Genomic DNA, 12110 nt, shown 5'->3' on the forward strand with positions numbered 1-12110 from the left:
TCAATGATAGCATTTGAAAGGTGTATGGGAATATAAGTCTCGTTGTAAGAATTGGGTGTTTTTTTGTAATGTTTGAGTTAGAAAAATTTTTGAAAAGGTATTGTTACGATTATTTAGATAAAAGATATGTTGATGTATAAATGGTAGTCTTTTTTGTAAAATAATTATATATTTTTATTTTATAATATAAAAACACTATTTTTTTACTAAAAAAGCTACCACAATCAATAACGAAAATACAATTGAAAGTATTGAAAAAGTAAAGTGAGAATTTGAGTCATTATTGCGATTATTAAGTTTTATCCAAAGTCCACATATAATTGTACATATCAATAAAACTGCTGATATTATCCCTATAAATGTAAAAAACATTAAAATTCCCCCTTTATTTAATGTAAGTATTTGAGTCCATGAGAATATCTTTAAGTTCTGTCAGAGTATGGCTGAGTTATGTATCAAAACTAAAAGACATATAATTAAACTGAAATAGTACTAAATAGATATATAGTTAAACTGAAATAGTATTAAATAGACATAATACTAAATAGATATAAATACTAAACTGAAATAGTACTACTTTATGGTGTCTATTAAAAATAACTCTAATTGAGAGTCAATTAAAGCACTTCTTTTCTCTGCATCCATAATATCAATACCACTGTATCTTAAAAAGGCATTAGAACGAAGAAGAACTAACTGTATAAATGAAGTTATTTGATATGCAATAACCTTGTAATCTTCTTCAGTTTTATTGTTGTCGTGATTTTTATAATGAGCTCTAATCAAAGGCAATATTTCAAATGGATAAATAATGTCTTCTTGAACTAATATGTAAGGTACAGAAATCTCTATAAATTGACTATATAAAATTATAACATCACAAAATGTCATTAACATTTCTTTTAACTCTTGCTTAGGTGTTAGATTTTGCTTATCATGTGTAGTTTTATATTCATCCATATGGCATTTTAAAATTCTCTTAATAGCAGTATTAATTAGTGCTTCTTTAGATTTAAAATAATAATTAATCATAGCCAAATTGACATTTGCTTTAGCTATGATTTCTCTAGCTGTGATACTTGAAATATCTCTGTTTGAAGTTAATAGCTGAACTGTTGTGTTAATTAGTTGCTCTTTTTTTGAATCTATTTTCATATTTTTCCCCTTAAGAATTCCTCATAAAAAAATTAAACGTGTTTAATACACGTTTAGATACTATCACGAAAGCTTTTATATGTCAATGGAGGGATAGTTTTTAAGGAGTATAGTAGGGGGAAGTTTTTTTATAATTGTCTTGTTAAATACATGATAAATAAGGTTATATGATACTAAGTTTAAGAGGTGTTCTATCAATCATGTATTAATATATATAATTATTAAAGATTGTATACTAATAAATAGAATTATGTTAAAATTTATATTATAATGAAATAAAAAATAAATAAAAAAAGTCATGAGTTCTTAAGTTTGGCGACTTACTCTTAGCTTTTTATACAGTCATTCTTGGTAAGAGAGTACTCTAGTTAGGGAGCTTTTTATATTGTTATCATCTTTTAATATTATCATAACAATCATAAAACATTAATAATTTCGATATTTAAAAAGTATACAAAATTATTAATGAGGCAATAAGCTTAAACCATATTAAGTATTGATTGTTATTAATAAATCTGTAAAATCTCCTTATCTTTAGTGCAAACATGCTAAAAATAGAGGAGAATTTTTTGTTGTAAATGACAAAGTTTTGTTACCATTTATATGATGTTAGACTCAGTATAATATCAAGAAAATAAAAATGTATGAAAACTATCATAGATACTGATTAAAAACATTCTATAAGTAATGAAAAAAGAAGCGTGAAAAGAAAAAATGAAAATGGAATTAATGAAGAGGGTAATAGAATAAAAAAGGAGATAGAGAATATAAAAAGTTAAAGGAATAAGGATTAAGCAAAAATAGGATAGCCAACTCTTTAAGTTTAGGAATAGTAAGGAGGTACTGTAGTTTATAAATGTGTAGCCTTAACTGTTTTTCTATCTAAGGGATAAGGGGGGATTTTTATGTATAGAATAGTTATTTGTGAGGATGATATTACACAAATGGTTTTCTTAAGAGAGTGTATACTAAAATCCTTAGAGGGAGTTTCTAGTCAAATTGAACTATTAGAGTTTAATTCAGGAGAAGAGTTATTGGAGTCTGCTTTAGAAGGAGTTGATATATATTTTTTAGATATTCAAATGCTTCAACTAACAGGGATGGATGTAGCTAAAATAATTAGAGAAACAAATGATACTTCTGAAATAATATTTATAACTTCAATAGTCGACTATATACAAGAAGGTTATAAGGTAAGGGCTTATAGATATTTATTAAAGCCTATAGATTTTGAGGATTTAAATGAAAATATTTTAAATTGTATATCAGATATTATTAAAAAAAGAGAAAACTTTATGCTGATAGAAAATAAAGGTATAATCAACAAAATTTTAATTAATAGTATTATGTATATAGAGGTCAGGAAAAAGGTTTTGACTATACATACTACAGATGGTATTTATAATACTAATAATAGTATGGATAAAATAGAGTTAGAATTAGAAAAATATAATTTTTTTAGATGTCATAAAAGCTATTTAATAAACATGGAATATATTCAACTTATATGCAAAAATACTGTAGTTATTAATAATGAAAATATTCCAGTCAGTAAATATAGAATATCTGATTTAAAGACAAAATTAACACATGTATTGGGAGATGTATTATGTTAGGGATAGATGTATGGGGGATTATTCTAACTTTATTTTCTACAATGATAGAATGGATTGTATTAAAATTTATATTAGATGAACTTAGTGAGCTAAGAAAGAGCAAGTCAGTTTTAAATAGTAGTCTACTAATTGCAATTATAATAATTACTACCTTGACTATAATTGAATTTGATATAAAGGTTAAGTTATTTATATGTATATTTATTACATATCTATTGTATAGAAGTAATTATGTGGTGGACCAATGGAAAAGTGTGTTTATAAGTTTATTATATTGGATGTTATTAATCGGATTTGATAGTACTGGATTAAGTATAGTAGGCACACTTAACTCTATACAAGAGATGAGTGATTTATTAAATAATAATTTATTAAAACTAGAATTAATAATTATATCTAAATCACTACTAATAGGATTAATACCATTACTTAAAGCTATTAGATTAAAAATAAAAATAAACAAGAAGGATTGTATCTATTTATTTTTCCCCTTAATAGCAAATATTGTTAGCATAATAGTTGTATTTGGATTTATTTTTAAAGATAAGAGTATTAATCCAACTGAAAGTTTGACAATACTTGTTATATCAATTGTATTTTTACTTTCAAATATTTCGTTAGTAAGTATTATAGGTAGAATAATAAAAGACAATAACCTAAAGATGGAACATGAAATTACAAAAGAAAAGATAAATATGCAATATAAATACTATTTAAATTTACAGGAATATCAGTCGAAAATAAGAAAACTATACCATGACATGAACAATCATATTATTTGTATTAAGAATATTTATGGTAAAAATGAGATTGCAGAGAAGTATATTAAAGATATAAATAAGCAAATAAATGAATGTAATACTATATTTAATACACAAAGTATGATTTTAGATGTTATTTTAAGTGAGAAAAAATCTATTTGTGATATAAATGGCATAGATTTTTTAGTAGATATTAATTTTTTAGAATGCAATTTTATAGAAATGGCGGATGTGTGTAGCATATTTTCAAATATGATAGATAATGCAATAGAAGCTTGTAATAAGATTTACGATACAAATATACAAAAAAAGATTAAATTAAGAGGAACTATTATAAATAGATTATTTGTAATTAAATGTGAAAATACAAAAATAAATGAGATTATATTAAAGAATAATAAAATTATTACAGATAAAAAAGACTCATTTTTACATGGAATAGGAATAAACAGTATAAAAAGCTCAGTAGAAAAATATAATGGAAATGTAGAAATATATTCAGATAAAAATAAGTTTACAACTACTATTTATATACCATTATCTAGAAAATAATTCCAGTTGGAAATTTAAAGTGCCTAGTTGGAGTAATAGTATTGAAAAATAATATAGAGGATGTTATCTGCTAAGCATAGAAAATTTGGAGTTAATAAAAATAATCGAATCTTGCGTTAATAAGATAACATCCTTTTTAATTTTAAATAAAATAATATAACAAAAATAATATGATTTATATTTATATATATTATTACAATATTAATATTTGGAATGATTCAGCAACAAAGAGGGAGTAAGAAATGAAAAAAATTCAAAATATAAGATTAATAAAACTTATATTGAGTAACATAAAAATAGTAAAGGAGTAATTGATAGATAGTGGCTTGATATTAGCAATAAATATTTATTAAAAAATATTGAAAGAAAACATTTTATTAACTTAAGGAGGTCTTAATTATGATAGATTCTTTAGACAAATGTAAATCAATAATTAATGTATTCTGATAAGTGTCTAAAAGCTACATAAATAGTTGTTATAAATAAAAAACAGAGTGACTAAGAGAAAAAAGCGATATATCTAATCGGTATTGGTATGTATAGCTTCTTTACATTTAGTAAGGTAGCTTGTGAGTTTAGAGAGAACTTCTTAAATAACATAATAGTGATAAGAAGTTTTATATGATATAGATAAGAATTATTGGATAAAAATAGCTAACAGAATCAATCTGTTAGCTATTTTTATTTGTGTATTTTTATTACAAATCTATTTAACTTTTATTACTGGTATCTGAATTTCTGTAAGATAGTTTTCAGGATTTTCCTCATTATGAACCCCTTTATGACCAATTTGCCTATTGATACCAGACATTTTATAATCACTATTTTTATCCAGCCAGTAAGCAAATGACTCATACCCACCAGCTATATTTTCATATGGGCCATATACCATACTACATGCCATCATATCAACTGCCTCTGTCTCACGATATATAAATCCAGATTTGTTTTTTCCTAATTTCTTTACAACCGTTCCAACCTCTATATCTACACCACAATCTTTCAGTTCTTCATCATGATAAAGTGCTATATTGTTGCTTGCTTGGTGGGATATTTCTATATGTTCTTCTTTAATAAATTCATATAATTTTTCCCACAGTATACCTTCATGGTGATAGTCTGGAATTATTTCTCTAAGCGAGATAATCTTATAACTGGGAATTTCCTTAAAGATAACATTGTAATGAATCTCATCTTTATTGTCATCTATAGCCTTAATCAATTTATTAATATTATTTATTCTTTGTTGTTCTTTTTTAACTTCATCTTGTATTTCAATTTTTTTTCGATTCAATTCTTTAATCACAAGTTCGTCGTTCCAATTATGAATAATATTTGATATCTCTGAAACAGTAAATTTTGAATCTCTTAGTAAAATAATTCTTTGTAAAGTTGAAATTTGGTCAGCAGAGTATAGGCGATAACCTGTGTATTTATCTATCTTTGCTGGTTTTAGAATACCAAGTTCATCATAATAACGTAACATTCGAATAGAGACTTGTGTTAGTTTTGAAAATTCTCCAATTTTAAACATGAAAATATGACCCCCTTCTCACTTATAATCAGTATATATTTTGTTTTTGTATACTTCAAGTGTTTAGGAAAATGCATTTAATTATCAGTTTAATCTATAATCAGCAGTCTAACTCAAATTCAAATTCGTCTGATTTTATCTTCTCAATTTCAGAATTAATTTTCTGTTTAAATTTAGTAGAAGAAATTATGTAAATAATTAATATGAGGCAAAATATTATTTTTACATATTGAGCCATTACGTAGGCTTCAATAGGGTAGTAAGAATATAGTTGAATGGTAAAGAAGTCACACATCATATGTACAAATCCACCTGCTAAAATACTTCTATGTGTATTAATATATACAAATGTAATAACAAAGTTTAGAAGTATAGTAGATGGTATAAATAAAAGTGCATCAAATAAAGAATATTGCAGTAGATTATATGGGATTTGACCAGGTGTAAGATACCATCCCAAATACCAAACTCCACAAATAGTACCTAAAATAATTGAAGCACCTGTAAATCCAAATCTGACTAATAATTTATCAAGAGAATACCCTATCCATCCAAATCCTTGGCTAAGTATACTTAGTATAAAGCTTATAAATAGCATAAGTGGTATTTTATAAGGTGTATAAATAGCTATGTGCATCCAATCCACATCATTAATTTCTAGATGAAAATATTTTCCTATTAGTAAAGAACAAATTACAATTAAAGCAAAAAAGAGTACTGTTAATAATGGCCATTTTACTCCTATTTCTTTGAAGCTAAAGCTCCTGTAAAGAAAATCTTTTCTTGCGCTATTTGGATATATTGTGAAAATAAAAAGTAGCCCTATGACAGAAGGGGCTGTATATGCGAAGTAAAAAAGAAGTTTTCCAAGCATGGTATTTGTAACTCCTAATAATACAGGTGTAAAGCTAAATAACCAAGTCCATAATAGAGTGCTTGTAAAGAAAAAAATTAAATTTTTATCTGAATTAAAATGGGGATTATATAATTGCATCTTATGTTCACTATCCTTTCATTTTGTTAATAGTGGTTTAATTTATATTTATTTTATTTTGACTATAAAGTTGATTAATAAGTAGATAATTAGTGATATTAATAAAATATTTTCGATTTTTATAATTTTTATTAAATATTTAGCTTATCTCTAATATTTTTTATGTAACGGCGATTTATAATAACTTTTTCATTATTTGATAAAGTAGCTTGCATGCGATTATGTGATATTACTTTTATACTTTCTAGGTAATCCATATTTAAAATCATAGATTTAGATATTCGTAAAAAAGATGTATTGTGTAATCGGTTTGATAATTCATATATTTTTAGGTCAACTTCAAATACATCATCTTTATAGTAAGCAAATGTCTTATTGCCAACTGTCTCAAAGTATAAAATATCGCAAATATTAAGCTTATAAATTTCTCCTGCTTTTTTACCATTTATATCTAGTAATGGTGTATTTAGTAGTGAAATTATTTTTTCAATATTATTGTCAATGGCAGAGCATTTTATAATTATTTCAATATCATCAAAATTAGTGGATTGTTCGACATGTATTTTCATTAATTATCACCTCATTTTATTACTGTCATTAGAATAGCATTATATTTTATTGAGTCCAACTAGATGAGTGCTAAATTTCAAATTAAGTACAGTTAAATTCAAATTTAAAATAGTAAAATTCAAATTTAAAGTGGTAAAATTCGAAAAAATACTACGACTATTTGGAAATGTTATCCAAATATCGTAGTACTTTTCATAGAATATCTCTAATTATTATACAAATAGACCTATCTTATGACTTACATATGTTGTCAAATTACTTCTCAAATGTCAAAATATTTTTAGATAGTACATCAATGCTGTTAGATAGTGTGTTCAATTTGCCCTCAATTCTAACCAATAAATACATGGATAGAGCTATAGGAAAACCAACATTAGTTATTAACAATTGTAAACTATCATCCATAAAATTACCTCCCATCCTAAACTAGGTCATAAGGAGTAGTATTAGTTTCTACAATCTTAGCTTCAACAGCAGAAGCAAGGTCAAATCCTCCAACTGAAAAAACATTTTTAGATACTATCAAATCCATAGCAGATTTTATATTTTCTTCAGTTAAGTCCTCCTTTGGATTTTCTATAGAAAAAGAAACTTGTTTATCCTTTGTATTCTTGAAACTCATGACTAATTTTTTCTTAATCTCCATACAGTTACCTCCACGATAATAATTTATTTTTTTAATTGCTTTAAGTATTTTAATTATTGTTAGGGTAGAAAATACTCTGGTATTGTTATACTTAAAGCAAAGCAGTATTTAAAATAACTAACATGTTTAATTTACGAACATATTTAAATTACTTAAGATATTAAACTGCTTAAAGTATCAATATATTAAGTGTATAATTTGTTAAATTTATATAATATCAAGTGTATTATATATTGAACATGATATATAAATAGTTGATGAATTTTAATGTAGACTATAATCATTAGTATAGACTATATTTGAAAGTTACTATTTAGATAGTGATGTGCTATCTAGTTTTAAAATATCTACAATAGGATTTTCTTGAAGATTTGCGATTGCTTCTGCAACTGCATAAACATCATCGTTTGATGCCTCTGCCTTTACATTTGCGAAAGATTTACTTTTAATAACTGCCTTACCCTTATCATCAAAACCAGCATCCAATTTCAGTTTTATACTAGATAAATTTTTTGTTGAAACAACTGCCATAAAACTACCTCCTAAAAATTTAATTTCAAAGATTTGTCGACTTTCTTTGTTAAATCTATAGTATCATATAAGATAATATAGGAGTTAAACCGTAATTTCTTAAGATTTTTTGTTAAAATCTTATAGAAAACTTTATAAGTATATATATTTTAATGATTGATTGAATGTTTGTATGCTCTATGTGCAATAGTTTTTTATTGATTTTGCTTAGAATATTTTCTAGAGGGGATAAAATGTTTAATATGTTTGTTTAGAATGAACTATCTAGATGTATCCAGTATCTGTGTCCAGTAGCTAGATTGTAAGTATATACCTTTAATTATTTTAGCTAGTTCATCGTGATATAATATACTCCATATATTGAACAGGAACACGATATTGAACAACAATATGCTATACTAAATTTTGAGAGGAGGTTATATTGTGAGTGAAATTCTGTTGGAACAGTTTGACTCTGATTTGGGAGGGATTTTGATGCCAGAATATGTAATAGAAAAACCTGATTGTCATTTTCCTGAGACTATCGTATGTGAATTTTCAAAATCTATGATACAAACAATTGTTGAAAAGTATAATGGTAAAAAAATAGGTCGTTTAATTAATGTTGCTGGAGATATACCAATTTATGAAGTATTTTTCAAGAATGTAAGAATTGGAATTTGTCAGGTTATGGTAGGTGCAACAGCATGTGTAACCAACTTTGAAGAATTAGTTGAGTTAGGAGCAAAGAAGATATTTATCTGTGGAGAATGTGGTGTGTTAGACAATTCTATTGATGATGCGTATCTAATCATTCCAACATCAGCTATCCATGATGAGGGCACAAGTTATCATTATCAACCAGCCTCTGATGAAATTATACTTAACCCACATGGAGTTAAAGTTATTGAATCTGTATTTAAAAGAAAAGGATTATCATACATAAAAGGTAAAATATGGACTACTGATGCTCCATATCGTGAAACACCTAATAAAATACTTACACGGAAGACACAGGGGTGTATTGCAGTTGATATGGAATGTGCTGCTGTAGCTGTCGCAGCACAATTTAGAAATGTTATATTTTCACAGTTTGTTTATGCTTGTGATAATCTAAACTCAGATGTATGGGAACAACGAGGATTAACTATACATCCTATTTCACAAAAAGTACATACTTTTGAGCTTGCAATGGAGTGTGCTATCAAGTTGTAAATTTAAAGTGCTTTAACTTGTATTTTTTAATTTTAAATTACCAAAGCAGTAAATCGATTAAGGTTTACTGCTTTTTTTATTGTTGAATTTAAAAGTGATATATAGCTATATGCTCCTTCTGGAAAAATATTATTATATTAAAAATGCTTTAAAAGTGTTCGTTTTAGTCTAAGGTTTATGTTAAAAAAATTATTAAATTTAATCTGTAAATAAAAAAGTTAAAAGTCCAATATTAACATTTTACTCTTAAACCATTAAAATCTTTATTAAAGCTACTAAAGTTATTAAAAATATTTTAAAGGAGAGTGTAGTTTATGAAAGTAAAATTAGAAGATATACCAGTTCAGTTTCATGCAATGGTGGAAATAGTGGGTATTGATAAGTTTGTAGAGATTGCTAAATTGTATGGAGGTACAAACACTTATATACCTACATGTAAGGGGATTTTTAGATATGCAAGAAATAGGGAGATAGTGAGACAATTTAATGGGGTTAATTATGGGGAGCTCGCCATTAAACATAACATGTGTGTAAGCAATATTAAGCGAATAATAAATGAAAACAGTATATAAGTTGTTATACAAAATATTTTGTAAAGATTAAGTGTGAAGTAGGTAAAAGACATTTTATAAAGTTTTTTTTAGACAAAATTACTAAATTTATTGCCTATTAATTTAAATAGATTGTATATTCTATAAAATATTCTGTTAAATAATGGAGATATATTGAGAATTCAAAAAAAATAGTCGAAAATATTTGTTGGATAAAAAATAAACAAAATGATACAATTGCTTGTATAAAGGGGAAAAAACAATAAATAAGCTATATAAATAAAAAAATATAAATAAATATGACATAATATATTTGCATATTTAAGAATATAAATAGGGATTTTAAGGGATTAATAAGTATATTTAAAATATATTAAAATAAATATATATTTAAATTTAAACTTTATGTTATCTATATAAAGTAATAATTATTGAGAAATGATTACTTATTAGTAGAAAAGGGGTTAGTAGATATGAATAATGGATTTTATAAATTGAATTCAGTAGTATTAGGCTTTGATATAACAAATGATATTAATAAAATAAGATTTAATCATTATATAATGAGAAAAGAAAATATACAGAGATTGCAAGGTACTTTACCAAGAGGTCAATTTTATATGACAGTAAGAAGAACTGCTACAGATTTACAACTTTCTATTTCTACTATAAGTAGGCTTGTAAGAGAGTTTTCAGATTTAGGAGTAATAAGGCTTGTGTCTAAGGGAACAAGGGGGAAGATGCATTCTATATATAGCTATATCAGTTCAGAAATTAGTGAAGATTTATTTGATAGTACTAGTGAAAATTTACTTGATAGTGATGAAACTATAGATTTTAACTATAACAGTGTTGAGAACTATGAATTCAGTAATTTAGAGTATAATTATGGAAATATTGAAAATAAAGGTTGTATTGATGAAGATTGTATTTATGGTGGTGGAATGTCAAAGTACAATAGTGCTTATGATAATACAGAATGTAGTAACTGTGCTGACTGTAATATATTAAGTAGTAAGAATAATTCTGCTAATAAAAAAAGCAATGACTTAGCTTCTAGTGGAATAAAAAATTCTAGTAAAAATACTAGTTCTAATAATGAAAATATCAACAATGAAAATATCAACTCTGAAAAATCTGTTATTAATTTTACTAATGTAACTAATAAAATTAAAGATTATACCAAAAAAACACTTATTGGAGAAGAACTTAAAATCGAAAACTCTAATTTAAAATCGAGGTCTTCAAATGTTAGATTTAATGAAACATGTAATGACATAGATAAAATAACTAAAAATGACATAGAAGATAATCAAAGTAAAAATGCTATAAAATTAAGTAATAGTAAAGTATTTAGTAGCATGAATAGAGATGGTAAAAAGAGTGGTTTTGATAATATTCATGATACACAAAAAGAAGATAAGTTTGTAACAAATAAAAAAGAATCCTTAAATAAATTTAATAAAAAAAATATACAGCAAAGCATTATAAATATGCTAAATAAAAAAACAGGAAAAAATTTTAAAATCAATTCTCCAACGAGCATAAAACTTATCAACGAAAGACTAAAGGAAGGTTATGTCTTAGAAGATTTCTACAAAGTTATTGAGGTAAAAGTAGCTAAGTGGAAAGATACCATAATGGAAATGTATATAAGACCAGAGACCTTATTTAGCCATAAATTTGAATCCTATGTTAATGAAAACATATCTGTAAAAAATCAAAGTAATGTTTATCAGTGTAAAAAGAGCAACAATAATAGCAGTAATAATTATATGTATTCTGACTATACCACGTATGACGACAGCAATCGTGAAAGAAAAAAACATGAAAATGCAAGGTATTGGAATCCAATCTGTGAATTTTAATTAGTCTGATAATGCGTTTATAGGTGGAATGAATTTATATATTTTATAGATGATAATGTGTTTCTAGCTAACATGTATTTACACATTTTACAACTGACCATGCATTTATACCTTTTTATAGCTGATAATGCATTTCTA

Annotated in this window: 13 protein-coding genes; 5 read left to right on the forward strand and 8 right to left on the reverse strand. The window is 25.4% G+C overall.

All coding sequences use genetic code 11. The features are described from left to right. Window positions 1-195 precede the first annotated feature (195 nt). Window positions 196-372 carry a hypothetical protein gene (locus IC758_RS03315; RefSeq protein ID WP_227433563.1) on the reverse strand — a complete coding sequence of 59 codons (177 nt, stop codon included), beginning with the start codon at window positions 370-372 and terminating at the stop codon, window positions 196-198. A 201-nt stretch (window positions 373-573) separates the two neighbouring features. After that, window positions 574-1155 carry a TetR/AcrR family transcriptional regulator gene (locus IC758_RS03320; RefSeq protein WP_227433562.1) on the reverse strand — a complete coding sequence of 194 codons (582 nt, stop codon included), beginning with the start codon at window positions 1153-1155 and terminating at the stop codon, window positions 574-576. Between the two features lie 905 nt (window positions 1156-2060). Between IC758_RS03320 and IC758_RS03325 the strand changes: the two genes are divergently transcribed. Both IC758_RS03325 and IC758_RS03330 read left to right on the forward strand, forming a co-directional pair. Continuing rightward, complete coding sequence (locus tag IC758_RS03325; protein WP_227433561.1) at window positions 2061-2771, forward strand: LytR/AlgR family response regulator transcription factor; 711 nt, start codon at window positions 2061-2063, stop codon at window positions 2769-2771. Further along, window positions 2765-4084 (forward strand): ATP-binding protein, encoded by a 1320-nt coding sequence (locus IC758_RS03330; protein WP_227860751.1) that lies wholly within the window; start codon window positions 2765-2767, stop codon window positions 4082-4084. Before IC758_RS03325 ends, IC758_RS03330 begins: the two co-directional genes overlap by 7 nt. A 706-nt stretch (window positions 4085-4790) precedes the next feature. Here the strand turns inward: IC758_RS03330 and IC758_RS03335 are convergent. The 6 genes from IC758_RS03335 to IC758_RS03360 form a co-directional block, all read right to left on the reverse strand. Next, window positions 4791-5618 (reverse strand): MerR family transcriptional regulator, encoded by an 828-nt coding sequence (locus tag IC758_RS03335; protein ID WP_227433551.1) that lies wholly within the window; start codon window positions 5616-5618, stop codon window positions 4791-4793. A 100-nt stretch (window positions 5619-5718) separates the two neighbouring features. Next, a complete protein-coding gene (locus IC758_RS03340) occupies window positions 5719-6492 on the reverse strand; it encodes a CPBP family intramembrane metalloprotease (protein ID WP_227433550.1) in 774 nt (257 codons plus the stop codon). A gap of 251 nt (window positions 6493-6743) precedes the next feature. After that, window positions 6744-7181, reverse strand: coding sequence for a LytTR family DNA-binding domain-containing protein (locus IC758_RS03345; protein ID WP_227433549.1), 438 nt, complete (start codon window positions 7179-7181; stop codon window positions 6744-6746). A 256-nt stretch (window positions 7182-7437) separates the two neighbouring features. After that, complete coding sequence (locus IC758_RS03350) at window positions 7438-7587, reverse strand: YvrJ family protein (protein ID WP_227433548.1); 150 nt, start codon at window positions 7585-7587, stop codon at window positions 7438-7440. Window positions 7588-7603: 16 nt separating this feature from the next. After that, complete coding sequence (locus IC758_RS03355) at window positions 7604-7828, reverse strand: DUF2922 domain-containing protein (protein WP_227433547.1); 225 nt, start codon at window positions 7826-7828, stop codon at window positions 7604-7606. 309 nt (window positions 7829-8137) lie between these two features. Next, on the reverse strand, window positions 8138-8359 hold the full coding sequence (locus IC758_RS03360) for a DUF1659 domain-containing protein (RefSeq protein ID WP_227433546.1): 222 nt from the start codon (window positions 8357-8359) through the stop codon (window positions 8138-8140). Window positions 8360-8782: 423 nt separating this feature from the next. Between IC758_RS03360 and IC758_RS03365 the strand changes: the two genes are divergently transcribed. The 3 genes from IC758_RS03365 (at window position 8783) to IC758_RS03375 (ending at window position 11972) form a co-directional block, all read left to right on the forward strand. Next, window positions 8783-9553: a nucleoside phosphorylase gene (locus tag IC758_RS03365; RefSeq protein WP_227860752.1), complete on the forward strand. Its 771-nt coding sequence runs from the start codon at window positions 8783-8785 to the stop codon at window positions 9551-9553. 314 nt (window positions 9554-9867) lie between these two features. Next, complete coding sequence (locus tag IC758_RS03370) at window positions 9868-10125, forward strand: Mor transcription activator family protein (RefSeq protein ID WP_227433544.1); 258 nt, start codon at window positions 9868-9870, stop codon at window positions 10123-10125. Window positions 10126-10577: 452 nt separating this feature from the next. Beyond that, window positions 10578-11972 (forward strand): conserved phage C-terminal domain-containing protein, encoded by a 1395-nt coding sequence (locus IC758_RS03375; RefSeq protein ID WP_227860753.1) that lies wholly within the window; start codon window positions 10578-10580, stop codon window positions 11970-11972. Window positions 11973-12110: the final 138 nt, after the last annotated feature.

The sequence above is a fragment of the Clostridioides sp. ES-W-0016-02 genome, from assembly GCF_020641035.1.
In the GTDB taxonomy this organism is placed as follows: domain Bacteria; phylum Bacillota; class Clostridia; order Peptostreptococcales; family Peptostreptococcaceae; genus Clostridioides.